Annotated in this window: 11 protein-coding genes; 7 read left to right on the top strand and 4 right to left on the bottom strand. The window is 52.4% G+C overall.

What is annotated here, in order from left to right; all coding sequences use genetic code 11:
- The first annotated feature begins 321 nt into the window (after window positions 1-321).
- From CRO74_RS07620 to CRO74_RS07610, 3 genes are all read left to right on the top strand, one after another.
- Window positions 322-2,874, top strand: coding sequence for a glycosyl hydrolase 115 family protein (locus CRO74_RS07620; protein ID WP_097125380.1), 2,553 nt, complete (start codon window positions 322-324; stop codon window positions 2,872-2,874).
- Window positions 2,875-3,129: 255 nt separating this feature from the next.
- Window positions 3,130-5,061 carry a sialate O-acetylesterase gene (locus CRO74_RS07615; RefSeq protein ID WP_097125379.1) on the top strand — a complete coding sequence of 644 codons (1,932 nt, stop codon included), beginning with the start codon at window positions 3,130-3,132 and terminating at the stop codon, window positions 5,059-5,061.
- 60 nt (window positions 5,062-5,121) lie between these two features.
- The gene (locus tag CRO74_RS07610) at window positions 5,122-6,666 is read left to right on the top strand and encodes a glucuronyl esterase domain-containing protein (protein ID WP_097125378.1); all 1,545 of its coding nucleotides are present in this window, start codon (window positions 5,122-5,124) and stop codon (window positions 6,664-6,666) included.
- Window positions 6,667-6,784: 118 nt separating this feature from the next.
- Here the strand turns inward: CRO74_RS07610 and CRO74_RS07605 are convergent, their stop codons facing one another.
- A complete protein-coding gene (locus CRO74_RS07605) occupies window positions 6,785-7,645 on the bottom strand; it encodes a glycerophosphodiester phosphodiesterase family protein (RefSeq protein WP_097125377.1) in 861 nt (286 codons plus the stop codon).
- A 163-nt stretch (window positions 7,646-7,808) separates the two neighbouring features.
- Between CRO74_RS07605 and CRO74_RS07600 the strand changes: the two genes are divergently transcribed.
- Window positions 7,809-8,825, top strand: a complete 1,017-nt coding sequence (locus CRO74_RS07600; protein ID WP_097125376.1) for an LLM class flavin-dependent oxidoreductase — start codon at window positions 7,809-7,811, stop codon at window positions 8,823-8,825.
- A gap of 90 nt (window positions 8,826-8,915) precedes the next feature.
- Here CRO74_RS07600 and leuS read toward each other — a convergent pair whose 3' ends face one another.
- A complete protein-coding gene (leuS, locus tag CRO74_RS07595; protein WP_097125375.1) occupies window positions 8,916-11,795 on the bottom strand; it encodes a leucine--tRNA ligase in 2,880 nt (959 codons plus the stop codon).
- Between the two features lie 140 nt (window positions 11,796-11,935).
- Between leuS and CRO74_RS07590 the strand changes: the two genes are divergently transcribed.
- Together CRO74_RS07590 and CRO74_RS07585 are read left to right on the top strand one after the other, a co-directional pair.
- Complete coding sequence (locus CRO74_RS07590) at window positions 11,936-13,774, top strand: hypothetical protein (protein ID WP_097125374.1); 1,839 nt, start codon at window positions 11,936-11,938, stop codon at window positions 13,772-13,774.
- Window positions 13,775-13,897: 123 nt separating this feature from the next.
- Entirely contained in the window at window positions 13,898-15,088 is a 1,191-nt protein-coding gene (locus CRO74_RS07585; protein ID WP_097125373.1) for a S8 family serine peptidase, read from the top strand.
- A gap of 77 nt (window positions 15,089-15,165) precedes the next feature.
- On the opposite strand, the gene CRO74_RS07580 is transcribed toward CRO74_RS07585, so the two are convergent.
- Both CRO74_RS07580 and CRO74_RS07575 read right to left on the bottom strand, forming a co-directional pair.
- Entirely contained in the window at window positions 15,166-16,494 is a 1,329-nt protein-coding gene (locus CRO74_RS07580) for a RagB/SusD family nutrient uptake outer membrane protein (RefSeq protein ID WP_097125372.1), read from the bottom strand.
- Window positions 16,495-16,566: 72 nt separating this feature from the next.
- Entirely contained in the window at window positions 16,567-19,620 is a 3,054-nt protein-coding gene (locus tag CRO74_RS07575; RefSeq protein ID WP_097125371.1) for a SusC/RagA family TonB-linked outer membrane protein, read from the bottom strand.
- A 198-nt stretch (window positions 19,621-19,818) separates the two neighbouring features.
- Between CRO74_RS07575 and CRO74_RS07570 the strand changes: the two genes are divergently transcribed.
- Window positions 19,819-20,970 (top strand): DUF819 family protein, encoded by a 1,152-nt coding sequence (locus tag CRO74_RS07570; protein ID WP_097125370.1) that lies wholly within the window; start codon window positions 19,819-19,821, stop codon window positions 20,968-20,970.
- The last annotated feature ends 21 nt before the right edge of the window (window positions 20,971-20,991 follow it).

The following is a 20,991-nucleotide window of genomic DNA, read 5'->3' as shown; positions in this document are numbered from 1 at the left end:
TGAAAGAGGAAGCGGACAGTCTGCTGCGAAACGGTTGCTGGTGGTTGGTGGCGCGGGTAGTCGGCTGAAGAAGTTCTTTATTCCTTAACCTAACCGATACGCTGCAGAAGGGAAAGCCATTCAGAAATTAAGCAGCTTCGAAAATCCCGATAAAACAGTAAAAAATAGGTTTATTTTTATAAAGAGCAGGTTAGAGTTGTTTTTTGTGTTAATTATGCAACCGATTGCATAAGCTGGCAAACCGACCGAACCAACACGGCAAATAAGTGATGACAATCGTTTAATACGCTCCTCAAATGCTTACTTGTACTCAACAGAGACATGAAACTTAACCTGATTCTGGCAGTTTTACTTCTTTTTTCTACCACCAGCCATGCCCAGAGCCTTCTGACCAACAAATCAGCGTTTGCTGTCACAACAGCAGTGATCTACGTCGATAACAATGAAACAGAACTCGTTAAAACGTCCGCTGCGCTGCTCCAGAAGGATATTGAGCTGGTAACCGGAGCAAAACTGCCCATTATTACGACTATCAGCCAGATTCCCAAAAACGTCATAGCCATTGGTACTCTTCAGCAGTCGTCCTTTTTGAAACAACTGATTGCCCAGCAAAAAATCAACCCGGCGGGTATCAGCGGAAAATGGGAAGCCTCGCTGGTGCAAACCCTGACGAACCCGACTAAAGGCATCACGAATGCTCTCATCATTGCCGGAAACGACCGGCGGGGCACGGCCTATGGTGTTTTCGAGCTATCTAAACAACTGGGCGTGTCGCCCTGGTACTGGTGGGCCGACGTGCCGGTCGAAAAGCGGAAGGAAATCTACCTTAAGAGCAATGTAACGCTGACCGATGCCCCCGGCGTAAAATATCGGGGCATTTTCCTGAACGACGAAGCCCCGGCGCTTTCGGGCTGGACCAAAGAAAAATTCGGGGGGTTCAATCACAGGTTTTATGAGAAAGTTTTTGAACTGATTCTTCGCCTGAAGGGCAACTACATCTGGCCCGCCATGTGGGGCAACGCCTTTTATGCCGATGATTCGCTGAACATCCGCATGGCCGATAAATACGGCATTGTCATTGGCACCTCGCACCATGAGCCCCTAATGCGGGCACACGACGAATGGCGACGGGCGGGGGGCGGTCCGTGGAATTACGAAACCAACCCCGACAAACTCCGGCAATTCTGGCGCGACGGAATGAAGCGAGCCACCAACGAAAAAATTGTAAGCGTGGGCATGCGGGGCGATGGCGATGCGCCCATGTCACGCGAAACCGCCACCGCCCTGCTCGAACGCATCGTAACCGACCAGCGAACCATCATCAGCGAAGTCACGGGCAAACCGGCTTCCGAAACCCCGCAGCTCTGGGCGTTGTACAAAGAGGTACAGGAGTATTATGACAAAGGCATGCGGGTGCCCGACGACGTGACCCTCCTGCTCTGCGACGACAACTGGGGCAACCTGCGGAAATTGCCTAAGCCCGACGAAAAACCGCGTAAAGGCGGCTACGGCATCTATTATCATTTCGACTATGTGGGTGGCCCGCGCAACTACAAGTGGCTCAATACCAATCCGCTGCCCCGCATCTGGGAGCAAATGAATCTGGCGTGGCAGCACAAGGTGCGCGACATCTGGATTGTGAACGTGGGCGACCTCAAGCCCATGGAGTTCCCGATCTCGTTCTTTCTGGACTTTGCCTGGAATCCCGACAAAATAGATGCCGGTGACCTCACAGCTTACACGGAAAACTGGGCGGCTGCTCAGTTTGGGAATCAACACGCCAAAGACATCGCCTATTTGCTGGCCCGGTACGCCAAATACAACGCCCGCCGGAAGCCCGAACTGCTCGACGCCAACACCTACCCCAGCCTGGACGAGTGGCAAACCGTCGTTGGCGAGTATACCGAACTCCTGAAAAAAGCCGAGCAGATCAACAACGAATTACCTGCCGCTTACAAAGACGCGTACTTTCAGTTGGTGTTACACCCCATAAAGGCCTGCGCCAACCTGAACGACATGTACTACAACGTCGCCCTGAACAAGCACGCCTATCGAAACAAATGGAGCACGACCAATGGGTACGCCGATAACGTTAAAGCGCGGTATGCCAACGACTCGTTGATCACACAGCAATACCACCAGCTCAACAACGGCAAGTGGAATCACCTGATGAGCCAGACCCACATTGGGTATACCTACTGGCAACAGCCAGAACGTCAGAAAATGCCGTCCGTCAACTACCTGTCCGCCGATTCGGCGGTTGCTCCCAAAGATGTTGATGCGCTGCAGGTGAACCGGGTAAACGGCCCAAAAGCAGTAGGCTCCAGCTTTCATCAGGTGGCGAAAAAGGGGATTTCCATGGAAGCCGACCATTTTACGAGGGCCATCAACACCAACGGCATCACCTGGAAAGTACTCCCCGATCATGGTAGGACGGGCTCGGCGATCACGCCATTTCCGGTGACGGCCAATGAGCAGAAACAGGGAGGGAATTCACCCCATCTGGAATATGATATTCAGACGTATAGCGATGGGGAGTTTTCGATCAATGCTTACTTTTCACCCACGTTAAACTTCTTCGCGTCGGAGAATGGGCTGCAATACGCTATCTCGGTAGACGATGAAGCCCCGCAGATTATCAGCCTTAACAAAGAGGATAAAACAAGCGACAAAGGCATCTGGAATAAATGGGCAGCAGAGAACATCATTATCAAATCCACCAAACATAAAATCGCCACGGCCGGAAAACATACTGTGAAATTCTGGATGGTGAGTCCCGCTGTGGTGCTGCAAAAACTGGTGCTGGATTTCGGCGATCTGGCCCCCCGTTACCTCGGGCCTGATGAAACGCCCGGACCAATGCCCGGCAAATAACCTGGATTGCACTATTACTGACTAACGTGTATAGTGCTTTTTTAAAATTAAACAAAACTCGGTTTTTGTCATCCCGAGGCACGACCGGGCCGCCGGAGCGGGGATCTTCGGTAGCTTGAGTGTAATCGCCCTCACCCGAAGATCCCCGCTCCGGCGGCCCGGTCGTGCCTCGGGATGACAAAAACCACAACCGATTAACTATTTGACCTTAAAGTATTCACGTTAATCGTAGCTTAACAAATTATTAAATCTCCAATGAAACGCTTACTCCTACTATGTCTGCTTCTGTCTACCAACATCATTGCACAAGCCCAGATCCGTTTACCCAAATTGATCAACGACGGCATGGTGCTCCAGCGCGACGCCAGCCTGAAGGTGTGGGGGTGGGCCAAACCAGGCGAAAAAATTGCCGTTCGCTTTAAAAACAAAACCTATAAAGCCGCGACCGATGCCAGTGGGAAGTGGCAGATAACGTTGCCGCCAATGCCCGCCGGTGGTCCCTATACGATGGATATTGCCGGGAGTTCTACCATCACGCTCAAGGATATTCTGATTGGTGACGTGTGGTTTTGCAGTGGGCAGAGCAACATGGTCCACCAGCTCAACATTCATGACGTAACCTACGCCGACGAAATCAAGACGGCCAACTTCCCCCAGATTCGGCAATTCTGGGTACCTACGCTGACAAACCTGCAAGGGCCACAAGCCGATATTCCGAATGGGCAATGGAAATCAGCCGTGGGCGAAGACGTCAGGCCGTTTTCGGCGGTGGCTTACTTTTTTGCGAAGAAAATCCATCAAAAATATAACATACCGGTGGGCATCATCAACGCCAGTGTTGGCGGTACGCCCATCGAAGCCTGGACGAGCGAAGCAGGACTGGCTGAGTTTCCGGCACTGAAAACCACCATCGAGAAAAACAAAGACACGACCTATATCAACAGCCTCAACCGCCGACCATCCACTAACACGGCCAACAGACCCGCCCCACCGGTCGATTTGGGGACAGCGGGTTCGACAAAGTGGTTCGACGTTTCGTACGTTCCCAAAGGCTGGCGGCCGATCAACATTCCGGGGTATTGGGAAGATCAGGGAATAAAAGATCTGAACGGCGTAGTCTGGTACCGGCGGGAAATCGACGTACCGGCCTCCATGACTGGCAAACCCGCCAAAGTCTTTCTGGGCCGGATTGTGGATGCCGACGAACTCTACATCAATGGCAAACAGGTGGGTCGAACGACCTACCAGTATCCGCAACGCCGGTACGCGGTCCCCGCTGACCTGCTGAAAGCGGGCAAAAATGTGTTTGTCGTTCGGGTGACCAACATGGCAGGTAAAGGTGGCTTTATCCCCGACAAACCCTATTGCCTGTTTGCGGGCACCGATACGCTTGATCTGAAAGGCATCTGGCAGTATAAAGTAGGCACCGCCTACCGGCCCATGTCCGGGGGCTTTGGTGGCGGAGGCATCAGCGCCCAGAACCAGCCAACGGCGCTATATAATGCGATGGTTGCCCCGGAAATCGACTATGCCATCAAAGGATTTTGCTGGTACCAGGGCGAAAGCAATGCCGGTAAGCCGCAGGAATACGAAACCCTGCTGCCTGCACTGATCAATGACTGGCGAAACAAATGGAAGCAAGGCCCGCTGCCGTTTCTATACATCCAGCTTCCCGGCTTTATGGACTACAGCTACCAGCCTGCCGAAAGTGGTTGGGCGGTGCTGCGGGAAGCGCAGTTCAATGCCCTGAAAATCCCCAATACGGGCATGGTGGTCGCGATTGATCTGGGCGAATGGAACGACATCCACCCCGACAATAAAAAAGATGTGGGCGAGCGGCTGGCCTTGACGGCCCTGAAAACGGCGTACAAGGAAAACATCGTATCGTCGGGACCCATCTACCAATCGGCAACCGTTGACGGGAATAAGATTGTGGTCAGCTTTACCAATACCGGCGGTGGATTGATCACCAATGACGGCGAAGACCTCGGCGAATTTGCCATTGCGGGCAGCGACAAAAAATTCGTGTGGGCTAAAGCGACGATCGAGAATGGCAAGGTAGTGGTGTGGAGCGATGAAGTCCCCGCCCCGCTCTACGTACGCTATGCCTGGGCCGACAACCCCGTCAACCCAAACCTGTATAACAAAGAAGGCTTACCGGCCTCGCCGTTCCGAACGGATAAGTAACAAACTGTAGTACCGCCGTCCCGGTCGGTACTACAATTCAATTCCTAAACCCTCAACCACATGTACAAACACCTGGCCTTCGGGCTGCTCATGGGCCTTTCTGGCGGGGCCGTGGCCCAGCAAACGGCCATCGACAGCAGCAAGTATCCCCGACTTAAAACGTTTACGGCCATTCAGGATCAGGCCGAGATGATGCAGCAACTGGGCATCAAGAAACTAAGGCCCGGTCCAAGTGGTAATGAGGCCGATCCCAACCACGCCAATTATGACGAGTCGAAAGCCGAGCCCTGCCCGCAACTGCCCGACGTGCTCACCACCCGAAACGGCAAAAAAGTAACCATGCCCGATCAGTGGTGGAAACAGCGCCGACCGGAACTCATCGAGGATTTCGAACGGGAGATGTATGGCAAGCTACCCGCCAACCTTCCTAAAGTCAACTGGATCGTTAAAGTCACCGACAACGAATTCGTTGGCCGAATCCCCGTCATTGCCAAGCAACTGATTGGCCGGGTAGACAACAGCGCATACCCGCTGATCAACGTGAATATCAACATGGTGCTGGTGGTACCTCAGAACGTGAAAGGTCCGGTACCGGTGATGATGATGCTCGGCTTCCCCACCTTGCCCGCCCCCGCCCAGCCTTCACCCGCCGATCTGGAAAAGATTAACATCGCGTTTAAGGAAATGATGATAAAAAGTAACCCGGAGATGAAGGTTATTTTTGACCGCTATCCGGCTTATGCGCCCATAACGCGCCTGCCCGGAGCCAACTTCTTCGCTCCCCCACCGAATGGCGATTCCCCGCCGACCGAGCAACTGCTGGCGGCTGGCTGGGGGTATTGTACCATCGAACCCGGCAGCATACAGGCCGATAACGGCGCGGGGTTGACCCGTGGCATCATTGGGCTGGTCAACAAAGGCCAGCCCCGCAAACCCGACGATTGGGGTGCCTTACGGGCCTGGGCCTGGGGGGCATCGCGGGCGCTGGACTATCTGGAAACAGAGCCGCAGGTTAACGCCAAACAGGTGGGTGTGGAAGGGGTTTCGCGCTATGGCAAAGCCGCTCTGGTGGCCATGGCCTTCGACCAGCGGTTTGCGATGGGCTTGATCGGGTCATCGGGCAAGGGCGGCACTACCTTACAACGGCGTATTTTCGGGGAAGCTGTGGAAAGCCTCGCCGGTAGCGGAGAATACCACTGGATGGCGGGAAATTATTTGAAGTATGCCGCTGCCGAGGCATCTTCCGGCCCTAAAACCGGCTGTGACCTTCCAATCGATTCGCACGAACTACTGGCCCTTTGCGCCCCACGACCTACCTTCGTCAGCTACGGCATTCCCGAAAAAGGCGACGCCAAGTGGCTCGATCAAATGGGGAGTTACAAGGCTACGATAGCCGCCGGACCGGTGTTCAAGCTGTTAGGTGCCCGCGATTTGGGCGTGAGCAACGATTACAACACCGAAAAAATGCCGGACGTACTGACCGGCCTTACAAACGGCGAACTGGCGTGGCGACAGCACAATGGCGGCCATACCGATGCCCCCAATTTTCAATACGTTATCCCCTGGGCCAGCAAGCTGTTCAAGTACGACCGAGTAGCTAAATGATTGGCTGACAAACCTTGTCAATATGGCTTTGACTGTCTGTCATTGATCACTAGTTAAAGTTATGGGTTGGCTTCTATCTAGAAGCCAACCCGTAACTTTTTCACCCAGGTCTACTCGCCTAATACAATACCTTCGCTATTTCCAGAGGCCGGTCGGTCGACATAATATCTGCGCCATTTTCGACAAACTTTTTATAGACCTGATCGCCCTTGGCAGCAGCCTGTTTATCCAGGTTACCCAGGGTGCCCAATATGCAGGCAATGCCCTTTTCGTGCAGGAATTTGTATAAATCGGCATCTGGTTCTTTGACGCCTACAAAAGCCACCATCCGGTTATCGGGAACACCCAGTTCGCGCAGACGGTCATATTCAGCGCGGTTACGGATGGTCACGGAAATCATCAGGTTGGGGTCGAGCTTATTGAGCTTAGCCGCATCCTGCGCGTTGTAGGTAATAACCGCTACATAATCCTCTGCACCCGTTTTGTGAATCATGTCGACTACTTTGGCGAACGACACATTGCGTTTGACGTCAAGGGTGAACGTCACTTTATTTTTGCCCCAGCGCAATACGTCTTCCAGGGTCGGAATTTTATACGGGGTCACGTTGCCCTGATTATCCTCAAGCCGGTACTGGCTCAGTTCGGCGTAGTTTCGGTCGATGAGTTTGCCGGTACCCGTCGTGGTTCGGTCGAGGTTGGCGTCGTGCATCATGACCATGACACTATCTTTGGTCAGGTCAATATCGCACTCAATGATTACCGGCATCTTCTTCGCCAGATACTCGAACGACTCGATGCAGTTTTCGGGATAGCCTTTCAGGTCGCCCCCACCCCGGTGCGCGGAGATCTTCGCTACCTGATTCGACTTATAGCTGAAGAAGTCGTAGGCTTTCCCGGTCGGGATTTTTGTGTATGTTTTCGGTGAGCAGGTAATCAGGCCAGCGCTTAAGCCAAGGACAATCAGTTGTTTAATAGTCATTCTGAAATTAAGACATTAATGAGGGGCTATCGATACGTGAGCCAGTTGGAACCGTTCCGCCAAACCCGTTTGTTGATAAAGCAACAGGCCGAACAGCAAGCTCAGCTTGCCGTTCATGCCAAATCAGCCGTAAAAATAAGGCAACAATCTTTTGCAACGAGCTATGATTCCCTTTTCAATTCTTGATTTATCGCCCATCGTGGAAGGTAACACCGCCACACAGGCTCTGCGAAATACATTAAATCTGGCGCAACACGCTGAGCAGTTGGGTTATAACCGCTATTGGCTGGCCGAGCATCACAACATGCCGGGCATTGCGAGTGCGGCCACCTCGGTCGTGATTGGCTACGTGGCGGGTGGTACCAACACCATTCGGGTGGGTTCCGGTGGGATCATGCTGCCCAATCATTCCCCACTGGTCATTGCCGAACAATTTGGTACGCTGGAATCACTCTATCCCGGCCGCATTGATCTGGGTTTGGGCCGCGCCCCCGGTTCGGATCAGGCTACGTACCGGGCTTTACGCCGGGCAGCCAACGGACCGGATACCTTCCCGCAGGATGTTGTTGAACTACAGCATTACTTTCAGCCCGACGATACCAACCAGTTCGTACAGGCAATACCGGGTACGGGCCTGAACATCCCCATCTGGATTCTGGGTTCGAGTTTGTTCGGCGCTCAATTGGCGGCTATGCTGGGGCTACCCTATGCCTTTGCCTCGCACTTCGCCCCCGCCGAACTGCTGCGGGCGTTGCAGGTTTACCGGACGCAGTTTCAGCCATCGGAACATCTGAAAGCACCGTACGCCATGGTGGCGGTCAACGTCATTGCGGCCGATACGGATGCAGAAGCACAGCGCCTGTTTACATCGGTTCAGCAACAGTTTCTGTACATTCGTCGGGGTAAAGCGCGTCAGATGCAGCCCCCCGTCGATAATCTGGAAGAGCGCTGGGACCCATACGAATTAGCGGGTATCGACTCCGTGCTACACTGCTCAGCGGTTGGGTCACCGGAGACCATACAACGCGGACTGGCGAGTTTTATCGAGCAAACGAAAGCAGATGAGTTGATTATCACCGCCCCCATCTACGACCATGAAGCCCGGAAGCATTCGCTGACGCTGACGGCGCAGGTACGCGATGCGCTGGCCGCTCAGGAATTGGAACCGATTGCTGCCTAAGCTCATAAGTCAATTGTCTAGCTTCCTATACAGAAAAAGCCTCTTCGTGCGAAGAGGCTTTTTCTGTATAGGAAGCCGGATTTACGCCAGTTACAACACCACGTTTACAATCCGTTTTGGCACCACCACCACTTTCTTGGGGGTTTTGCCTTCCATCCATTTCTGCACAATTTCGTCGGCCAGCACTTCCCGCTCGATTTCCGTAGGGGCGCGGTCGATGGCGAAACTGATCGTTGTGCGTACTTTACCGTTGATCTGAATCGGATATTCGAACGAGTCCTCAACCAGGTAATTCGGATTGAACTTCGGAAATTCGGCCGATGAAATACTGCCCGGCACATTACCCAATGCGGCCCACAGTTCTTCTGTGATGTGGGGCGCATAGGGCGACAAGAGCAACACTAAATCCTGAAGAACCGCCCGTTTATGGCAATTCAGCGTAGCCAGTTCGTTGACGCAGATCATGAACGAACTTACCGATGTGTTGAATGAATACAGTTCGATGTCCTCTTCCGTCTTTTTGATCGTCTTGTGCAGCACTTTCAACTCGGCGGGAGTGGGCTGTTCGTCGGTGACGATCCACTGGCTCGCATCCGATGACCCGGCCGCACTGTCTTTGTAGAACAACCGCCAGAACTTACGGATAAAGCGATACACGCCGTCGATGCCGTTGGTGTTCCAGGGTTTCGCCTGCTCCAGCGGCCCCAAAAACATTTCGTAAAGCCGAAGCACGTCAGCGCCGTATTTCTCCACGATCATATCGGGATTCACAACGTTGAACTTCGACTTCGACATCTTCTCGACCTCGGCACCGACAATGTAAGTTCCATCATCTTCAAGAATAAATTTGGCTCCTTCTGCCAAATCAGGTCTTGAAGCTTTAAATGCTTCAATGTCAAGAATTCTATTATCTACAATATTAACATCGACATGCAAAGCACTTACACTTTTACCATCAGCTTCATTTAGATCAAGTAATTTCTTGAAAGAAACAAATTCAGGAATGACCCCATCTACACCAGTTCCTTTTACTCTATAAACAAAATTCGACACTCCCTGAATCATGCCCTGATTGATGAGCTTTTTGAACGGCTCTTCCTGAGGTACGTAGCCCCGGTCTTTCAGGAATTTGTTCCAGAAACGGCTGTAGAGCAGGTGACCGGTGGCGTGTTCGGTACCACCGATGTACAAATCCACATTCTGCCAATAATCAATCGCTTCCTTGCTGGCAAATTCAGCGTTGTTCTGTGGGTCCATGTACCGGTACCAGTACCAGGACGAGCCCGCCCAACCCGGCATGGTGCTTAATTCGTATTCGTACTTACCCTTATATTTCCAGTCCTCGGCGCGGCCCAGCGGTGGTTCGCCGGTTTCGGTAGGCAGGTATTTGTCAACGGCGGGCAACTCCAGCGGCAGGTCGCTCTCGTCGATCAGATAGGGAAGTTTCCCCGTCGAACCACCTTCCTTGAAGTAAACCGGGACGGGTTCGCCCCAATAACGCTGGCGGCTGAAGACGGCATCGCGCATCCGGTAGTTGACTTTACCTTTGCCTAATCCACGCTCTTCCAGCCACGCGATCAGCGTTGCCGTGGCGTCTTTGTACGTCATGCCGTCGATCATACCCGAGTTGATATAATGACCCTCCTTGGTATTATCGGCCTGCTCCTCTACGTCTTTCTGGCTATCCAGAATGGGGACGATGGGCAGGTTGAAATGTTTGGCGAAGTTCCAGTCGCGCTGATCGCCCGAGGGAACGGCCATCACCGCCCCGGTGCCATAGCCTGCCAGTACGTAATCGGCCAGGTAAATGGGGACTTTCTCCTCATTAAACGGATTTACGCAGTAACTGCCCGTAAAAACGCCCGATATTGCTTTTGCATCGGCCATCCGGTCGCGCTCCGAGCGGAGTTTAGCGGCATTGACGTAGGCATCAACAGCGTCTTTCTGTTCAGGCGTTGTCAGTTTCGAGACCAGTTCATGCTCGGGAGCCAGTACCATAAACGTAACCCCGTAAATGGTGTCGACGCGGGTGGTGAACACTTCGATGAACGAAGCAGACGTATCTCCCTCGGCCTTCTTCCCTACCTCTGCAATGGGAAATTTCACGCTGGCACCTACCGACTTCCCGATCCAGTTTCGCTGCTGTTCTTTCAGCGATTCGGTCCAGTCGATGGTATCCAGGCCGATTAGCAGACGGTCGGCATAGGCGGTGATGCGCATCATCCACTGCCGCATAAGTTTCTGTTCGACCGGGTACCCGCCCCGCTCCGAAACGCCGTCTTTCACCTCGTCATTGGCCAGTACCGTTCCTAAAGCCGGACACCAGTTAACGACGGCATCGGCCAGGAACGTTAACCGGTATTTGAGCGACATCTCGTACTGCTCCGTTTCGGTCATGGCGTTCCATTCGTCGGCGGTAAAGGCGAGTGCGTTTTCATCGCAAACGGCTTGTACGCCCATCGTTCCATTGGCAGCAAACTTCGCCAGCAGCGTTTCGATGGGTTCGGCCTTATCCGTTTCTTTATTGTACCACGACCGGAACAATTCCATGAAAATCCACTGCGTCCACTTGTAGTACGATGGGTCGGAAGTGCGGACTTCGCGTGTCCAGTCGTAGCTGAACCCGATGTTCTTCAATTGCTCGATGTACCGGGTCAGGTTCTGCTCGGTTGTAACGGCCGGGTGCTGGCCGGTTTGAATGGCGTACTGTTCGGCCGGGAGCCCGAACGAGTCGAAGCCCATCGGGTGCAAAACATTATAGCCTTTTAACCGCTTGTAGCGCGACACAATGTCCGACGCAATGTAACCCAGCGGGTGACCAACGTGCAGACCCGCCCCCGATGGATACGGGAACATATCGAGTACGTAATACTTGGGGCGGTCAGTCGTATCAGCGGGTTTATACGTGTGGTTTTCGTCCCAAAACCGTTGCCATTTCTGTTCGGTTTCGCGGTGGTTATAGTCAGCCATAATAGGTATGCGGCCGGAAAGCCGCTAGATTCGCTCAATTTAGATGCGGTCTGGAGCCGCACTATTCATTTTCTTGCAAAAATAGCCGTTTAGCCAGACTTTTGCTCATTGCCCCCGTCTATGAATGTATAAACTCCCGAATGCATCAAGTACAACCGCCCGTTAACCTGCCTGATAAAAACCAGCTTACTCATCATTTCGGCCAGAACACCTGGCTTTGGACCCTTCTCCTGGGCCTGCTAACCGGCCTGCTTGGCTTTTTGGTGGTGGGCGATTTCCAGCATCCGCTTTCGGATGGGAACGACACCGATCAATTTGAGTATGTGGGGTATTTTTTCAGCAAGAACTTCAGCCTCTGGCCCTTCCCCCACCTCAACCTCATCAACACCCAGACCTTTTACCCGTATGGCACCAACCAGGTTTTTCTGGACTGGGGATTCGAGCGTGACTACTGGTACACGTTTCTGTACCGACTTCTCAATGGCCCCGGCCCCTATTTACAATACTATTATGTATACAGTCTGGTCGTTACAGCCGTTGGGACGTTTGTCCTGTTACGCGTCCGGGCTGGGCTTGTAAGAGCAGGGCTGGCCGGGCTGATCGTCTCCGTTTATAACTTTTACGCCCTCTGGAAATTCCCCGTCCACATGAACGTGTGCGTAGCGCACTGGACGGTTCTGTGCATGGTAGCCACCTACCGGCTCCTGACCGATGTGCTCGACCGTAAACCCATTACCCTTTCGTATCTGCTTCTTTGGATATGCTTTCATGTACTGGTACTTAGCCAAGAATTAGCGTATGTAGCCGGTTTTGCGCTTACGTTTACGACAGTAACGTTGCCGGTTATCGGCCTGAGCTTATATCGCCAGTTTCCGGTAATCCGTCGCTGGCCTACGCTTTTGGGGGCGTATGTTCGCGATGAAGTTCGTCGATCTCCTCGTGCCGTTTTTGGGTTGGTGCTGTTATTGACCCTAAGTCTCTGGCTGTATCTGCCCCTCACGCTTCAGATTGCGTTTACGGCCTGGTCGTTCAATTTTGAGGTTGTCCCCGAACTCCGCGCCTGGTCGCACCCGGTTCGGCTGCTGCTGCCCCACCTACCAGGTATCGACAGTTATTCCGTTCCCTATCAACACTGGTTACGCGATACGTTCGAGAGTTACGGACAAGGTAGTCCTGGCTTATATCTGGTTATTTTGGCAGGTGTCGGCTGGTGGCAAATCAGACATAACGTGCTTCGCTGGTTGCCAATAACCCTGATGCTGGCCCTTTGCCTGCTCTACCATCCGGTACTTTTTCCGACGCTTAAATTGTTCCCGTGGTTCAGTTTCAACCGGCATGGTGGCCGGGCCTCACTCGTTTACCCGGTGCTGTTCATGCTGCTGGCCTTACCCGTTAACTGGCCCCGCCGAATACCTGCCCAGGTTAGCGTTGCCCTTTTATTGCTGCTGATGGGCATGGAATGGCACACCGGTTATTCAAGAAGGATATTGCAGTCGATCAATGTTGTTTCGGAGCAAACCCTTCGCTACTGCGCCGTTATTCGTAGCCAACCCGGCGTGGCGGTGCTCGACTGGCCGTTCTGCACCATCGGGGCCAATGGTGTTGGCGACAAAGAAGGGCTTTGTCCGTATTACAGACAGCAAAACGCTGTGTTTACCTTTCGCCGGTTTTACGACAAGAGTGGTGTAGGACAGTATTTCGGTCGGCTTCACCCGGACCAGATTCAGCCGTTTCTTCGCGATGGCTGGCCCCGGCTCCTCGCCCCCGGCTATGTATTCACCCAACGGGACTGGCAATTTCTGGATGCTTTTTTACAGAAAAACGACTTCGCCGGTATAAATCTCTACCCCGATCTGCTAACCCCTGCCCAGACCGCGCAATTCTACCGGCATTACGGCTTTCCCATAGCAGAAACCAACTTTCCGGCGGCAGGGCGCGTCGTTTTTATTGCACTTAAACGTCCGAACAATCGTTATTAATCTGGTGCCGCAACGACTTCACTGCTTTTGGCGTATCCCTAATTAAACCTACTCCTATATCAACGCATGGCGTAACTTTTTACGATTGATCATTCTCCAATCTATCTGTTTCGTACGTACCTCATGCGACGTTTTTTATCCCTCGCGACGCTTACCAACGTCGCCCTGCTTGGCATTGGCCTGTTTGCCTGCCAAAACGATAGTAATGTAGCCCCTACCATCTCGCCCGACTGTCTGGTGAAAGCATCCTCCAATAATGGGGTTGCCATTGCCGGTGAGTACATCGTTACCTATCAGCCAACGCAATCGCTGCCGGTGGCGCTCAATGCCCGCCTTGCCGCCACGGAAGCGCTGGCCGAATCGCTGCTCAATACGTATAGCGTGGCGAATCGACAGGCAACTGTTCTGGCAGCGGGTGAGCAGACAACCTTCCTTGCCCATCTCACCGAAAGCGAATCCCAAAAACTACGGCAAGATCCGTCGGTAGCCGCCGTTGAACCCGACCGGATCATGGCTATGTGTAACTGTGTCGATGTAACCACGACCTCTACCCTAACCTGGAATGTAAAACAAACGGGCTACGGTCGCGGTGATCTGCAACCAACCAAAACAGCCTGGATTATTGATACGGGCATCGACCTCGACCACCCCGACCTGAATGTGGATACCAACCGCAGCCGGTCTTTTGTAAGCGGGCAAACCTCCGCCGACGATGACAATGGACACGGCACCCACGTAGCGGGTGTCATTGGGGCAAAAAATAATAGCGTCGGCATAACGGGGGTTGCGTCTGGGGCTACTTTAGTATCTCTCCGGGTTCTGGACGATGAAGGAGAAGGCCGCTTATCGGGTATTATTCAGGCCGTAAATTACGTGGCGCAGAACGGCAAGTCCGGTGATGTGGTTAACCTGAGTCTGGGTGGCGAGGGTACGTCGGCAGCACTCGACCGGGCCATTACCCAGGCCGCGAATCTGGGCATTTTGTTCGCTGTTGCGTCGGGCAACGATGGCAAGAACAGCAATAATTACTCCCCCGCCCGGGTCAACCACACGAATGTGTTTACCGTCTCGGCCATGGACAGTAAGAATCAGTTTGCGTCGTTTTCCAATTTTGGCAGCAGCGTCGACGTGTGTGCATATGGCGTTCGCATTACGTCTACCTACAAGGATGGAAAGTACGCGACCCTGAGTGGCACATCCATGGCCGCTCCTCACGTAGCGGGTTTATTGCTGATCCGGGGTAACAACCTGCCCACCCACGGCACCGTTACCGGCGATCCGGACGGAAAACCGGATCCTATGGCAGGCGAGTAAGTCAATAAAGCAGCAAGGGCGTCGGGATAATCCCAACGCCCTTGCTGCTTTATTGACTACTGGCTACAAAAAACCGTTTACGGATTCTGTAAATCCCAGTTCACTTCGGCAACGGGTTTCTCCAGACGCTCCAGCACCTTCATGGTCGAGACCGGCAAAGCAATCTCACCCAATTTGTTGTACCGGCGCATATCTACCCAGCGGTGACCTTCGTAAAACAGCGAATACATCCGCTCTTTCAGAATGGCATTGATGAGCGCATCTTTCGTCGTCGCGCCAGCGTATGCCGGAAGCCCGGCCGCCGTCCGAACAATGTTGATGTTCTTGGTGGCTTCGGCCGCATTGTTCTGCTGAGCAGCTATTTCGGCGGCAATCAGGACCAGTTCTTCGTTGCGAATAATGGGGACGGGGTCGGTGCCGGAGTTGTATATGTTCTGAATATATTTGGTCGTGTACGTCACACCGGAGCTGTAGGTCGCCGGATCGGCCAGTACCCGCACTTTGGCGATACGCTTGTCGCCAGCCTCGATTTCATCCCACATTTTCTGAATTCCCACAATCCGGATCGTTGCCGTATTGATGAGCGGGTTGGCGAAATCGGGCGGAGTTGGGCTGAAGGTATACTGTGGCCCGGCAGTCAAACTTCCACTCGCGCTGTAAAACGTTTGGGAAAGTAAGGTAGCTGCCTTGGCCCAGTCGGCCTGATAGATCGCTACCCGTAGGGCAAGAGCCCGGTTGAACTGCTTGAACGTAGCGGGGGTATTAAATCCATTAAAGCCCGCAGGCACCGGAAAGGCAAATGACGCACCCGCCTGATCGAGCTGGCTGGCGCCGTCGTCCAGAATCTTGGCAATACCCGTCAGCGACTCGGCATACGTTGCCGCTTTACTTGGCTTAAAGGGATCTTCAACGCTCAAGCGAACGCCGTTGCTACCCTGTGCATTCAGCATATACAGGTAAGCCAGGCCTTTGAAGGTATTTGCCATGCCCCGATAGCCGTTTTTCTGCTGATCAGTAACGGAAGTGGTTGCGTTTAGCGAGGCAATAACAATGTTGGCCTGCCGAACAGGTAAGCCAAAGTCGGTTGTTGCTCTATTGTAGAAAGCCGAGTTATCAATCGGACGAAGACCATTTAACTCCGTCATCCAGCGGGATTCGGTGGTATTGAAGTTGAACAGTTCTTTACCAATCGTACCAACAACCTGCAAATAAGAGGACAACCCGTTTCGGGCCAATGAAAACTGCCCAACGGCTAAGGCATCCAACTGTCCTTTGGTGGCATTGTTGGTAACTGACCCCACCGATGGGAAGTTAGGGTCAATGACTAAGTCGGTTTTGAGCGGATTACAGGCATTCAGCCCCACAAGAGCTACAGCCGTTAAAAGTGAATATCGAATGAATTTCATATAGAAAACGAAATTTGAATTGTCAGAGATGTCTGGATTTTTCGAACCCTGCCGGGTTACCCCGCAAGCTGGTTATAAGTCGATGGCAATGTGAACCATCATCCGACGGGCCAGGGGCGCGCTACCGATGTCGACACCACTACCCAGCGCCAGCGAACCAAAGTTAGAGTTCTCCGGATCGTAACCCGCTTTGTAATCCGTCCAGCGCAGCAGGTTTGTACCCGATACACCGATGCGAACACCCTGAATGACGTTACGGAAAGCCGAGCCAAGCACCGCTTTTGGTACACGGTAGTACAACGAAACTTCACGCATTTTCAGGAAACTGGCAATCGACGGGTTATAGCCTTCGCGAGGGACACCATTGGCATCCAGCCCATTCACATTCTGACGGGCAATACCATTTGGTGCCACCTGCTCACCCGTACCAGGTGCTTTCCCCCCATCCGTCAAGCCTAAGCTCGTGCTGTTCCAGTCGGACGTGTTACCGCCTTCATCCCACAAAACGCGTTGCAGCGAAACAACGGTGAACTTGTGCCGATAGTGCAGCAAAGCTGAAAACTCGAAGTTTTTCAGGAAGGTAACCCGCTGATTGAGCGAGAATTCGTATTTAGGCTGCTGATCGCCATAGCTCGTCCAGGATGATGCGTAGCCGGGGTCGGTTGTTGGTAATGTGCGAGGCTGGCCCACGATCTGGGTTGGTGAATACCCCTGTTTTACGCGCCACTGGCCAAACGTAGCCCCAAAGCCACCGGTCAGGCGCTCCGGAATATCCAGACGAGTGATTTCGGAACGGTTAAACCAAAAGATCGGCTGAACGAACCAGGTAACGGCTTTGCTGCGGATAACCTCAGCGCCGATGGTTAACTCAAGACCCCGGTTCACTAAATCGGCTGCGTTGATGTTGGTAGACGTAACTCCCGTGGTTGGAGCTGTGGTTAATGGCTGAATCAGGTCGAACACTTTCTTGTTATACAAGGTAAATTCGCCGGTGATCCGGTTATTGAACAAGCCAAAGTCCAGACCATATTCCAGTTCGGTAGCGCGTTCCGGCTTAATCTGATTATTTCCTAATACCGTTGAAGGCTGTAAGCCGCTCAACCCGCCAATACCGGTCGAACCTAATTGCGAATACGGCGTTCCCCAGCTTGGCAAACCAGCCGTTGCCCCATAGGCAATCCGTGGTTTGAGGGCACTAATAGCACCTGAGGAAGCAGCCGCCCAGTTCCCAAAACGGGTCAGGTTAACGGCCAGCGATGCTTTGGGGAATGCGTAATACTTATCGAAGTTGTTGCCGTTCAGGTCCGATTTATCGAAACGAATCCCGACGGTTCCAATGACTTTGTCATCGTAGTTAGCTTCCTGCTGGGCAAAGATACCAACGTCCGTATTGCGCTGGTATTCAGCAGCAATCGACTGTACACCGCCCCGAGCCGGGTTAGACACACCCACGGGTAATTTTTGTCCACGCACATAGTTGTAGTTAAAGTCCCGATGCAGACGGACAACCCCCGCCGACGATGTCAGGTTAAGTTTGCCACCCATTGCGGCATGGGTCAATACCCCAGCCACCTGAATGTTCGAATTGTACACTTCAGTGCGCGTATCCTGAGCGAAACCGGGATTAGCCTCCTGCCGCTGCGACTGTAAATCGGTGGGCAGCCAGATGGTAGCAAAGCCGCTCTGGTAGTCAAGGCCGCCATTTACTTTAATGGTCAGCGAAGTCGTTGCGTTGTTGATGAGCCGGAAATTGGCGTTGAATCCCTGAATGAAGCGATTCACTTTCTGGTTGTTAATGGCCCGGTCACGAATGGCCAGTGGGTTTTCGCCTACACTGGCGTCATTGTCCGGATAAACGCCGGTTGCGTCCGGGTACAGATTGGTGTAGGGCTTGGTATACGGCAGCGAATAACCGTAGTTGATGTTTGAGTTATCGTTACCTGTCCAGCCCCGGTCATTGTTCGAATTGACGTAGTTTGTCGAGATACCAAAGTCAATCCAGTTATTAAGTTTATGATCAATGTTGGCCCGGATCGAATAGCGGGTAAAACCCGTATTTTTGATGATACCTGTTTCGTTCGAAGCGCTGCCGTTTACGTAGAATTTAGTTTTCTCGTTACCACCCGTTACGCTCAGGTGGGTGTTTTTGATCGAACCGGTTTCGCCATAAATTACCCGTTCCCAATCCGTATAGGTACCATTCTGCTTGGCGGCCTGTAGCTTCGAAACGTCAGCTGCCGAAAAATGATTGGTCAGTTTGTCGGCGGTCCAGTCGGCTCCACCATAGTAACTGTATGCATTGGAAACACCCAAATCCTGACCAAACGATACATTCGTCCGTCCGCCTTTACCCCGCTTGGTGGTAATGATGATAACCCCAGCGTTGGCGCGGGTTCCATAAATAGCGGCTGCTGACGATCCTTTCAGCACTTCCATGCTTTCAATATCGTCAGGATTCAGGTCGGCCAGGCGGTTACCGTTGTTATCCTGCGAAGCGGTCGATGAACCGGCGCCGGCTTTATTAGCCTCCGAACGACCGCTTGAATACTGACCATTGTCAATGTAAACACCATCAACAATATATAGCGGTTGTGAGGCCGACGAACCCAGCGTGGAAACACCTCTCAATTGTACGTTAAAACCGCCACCTGGTACCGAACCATTGGCCTGAATATTGGCTCCCGCCAGTTTACCCTGCATGGCGCCATCGGTGGTTACGGGTGTGGTCACTCCAGTAAGTTGTTTAGCGGATAGACTGGCAACCGCATTGGCTGAATTGGAGCGTTTCACGCTGGTTGCAAGTCCGGTTACAATCACCTCATCGAGTTGTTGATTACCATCGGCTAGCTGCACATTTACAACAGATCGGTTACCAATTGCTACTTCCTGCGTGGTGAATCCGATAAAACTGAAGATGAGCGTTCCATTGGCTGGTGCGTTTAGCTTAAAGCTCCCGGTAGCATCCGTATTTGTACCTACCGCCCGCCCCTTCAGTACAACACTGGCACCTGGAATCGGCGTACCCTCACCATCGGTCACCTTTCCCGTAACGGCTTGTTCCTGAGCAAATACCAAACTGGTAATACTAAAAAACAACCATACGAATAATAGTAATTTTCTGTTCATTTTTTGTAAGTTAAGATAAAAATCTATAATAAAATTTAGTGCAAAGTAAGTATTTGTTTCGCATATATCACTTTAAAGCCATCAATATTTTACATATGTTGAGCAGAGCACTATGTTATTTCGTAGCTTCGGGACGTACTTACTAAGAATACCAGTTACATTCGAACACTCATTAAGTATTTTATACAAACAGTTATTGTGGCCAATTCACTATTTATCCTGTTTATCCTTTGTTTGAATATTGTTGTCTGCGAATGGCTCACTCGAAAACCCGGATTTCGTCATATTGGAACAGCCCTACTGGTCATTATTCTAACCGCCATTGAGGCTAATCTACACCTTATACCCACTACAGAAACACCTGTTTATGAGGGCATTTTTGGGTACATAGCACCTTTTTCATTGTTCCTTCTGCTGCTCAGTGTCAATTTGAAAGACTTACGCCGGGCTGGGCTGCCGATGGTAACGATGTTTCTGGTTGGTTCTTTGGGAACAATTGTTGGTGTCTTCACGAGTTTCTGGATTTTTTCGGCCCCGCAAACCGTGGGAAAGTTATACTATGCCCTGGCGGGTATGTTTACCGGAACGTACATTGGCGGCAGCGTCAACTTTCATGCGGTTGCCCTGCATTACGGTGTGTCTAAAGCAGGTAACCTATTTGTTGCCTCTACAGCGGCCGACAATATTCTGACAGCCCTTTGGATGGCCGCAACCCTGGCCTTGCCGCGCTTTCTGCAAAGTCGGTTTCCAAGACAGCAGGCAACGGATTCAGCTGCTCAGGTTATCAATACCACCCCAGCGGCCGATCCCTTTGCCGATGCCGAAACTATGAGTCCTTTCGATCTGTCTCTGTTGCTGGCATTAGGCTTTGGCGCAATTTTTCTATCGAAACAACTCACTACCCTATTCCCAACCATTCCCTTCGTTTTGATCCTGACCACCCTTGCTCTGGCACTGGCACAATTTCGCTTAGTTAACAGACTGCGGGGAAGTCGGTTGCTCGGACTGTTCGGTATTTATATTTTTCTGGCAGTTATCGGTGCCTATTGCGATATCGCCACCCTGCTGCATGATGGTCAACTGGCCATCATTCTCTTCGGAATTATCGTAACCCTGGTGCTTATTCATGCCCTTATCGTATTCGGCGTGGGTGCTTTTTTCAAACAGGATTGGGATGTGCTAAGTATTGCCTCTCAGGCCAATATTGGTGGCGCAACCTCCGCGCTGGCTTTAGCCAAGAGCCTCAATCGGCCCGACTTGCAATTGCCTGCTGTGCTGATTGGTACTCTGGGGAATGCGATTGGTACCTATCTGGGCATTTTGGTTGCTGAAGTTTTGCGGGCAGGCTAAGCGGTTTAATGGCGTTGGCTT

This window comes from Spirosoma fluviale (genome assembly GCF_900230225.1).
In the GTDB taxonomy this organism is placed as follows: domain Bacteria; phylum Bacteroidota; class Bacteroidia; order Cytophagales; family Spirosomataceae; genus Spirosoma; species Spirosoma fluviale.
This window is presented reverse-complemented; position numbering and strand designations above follow the sequence as displayed.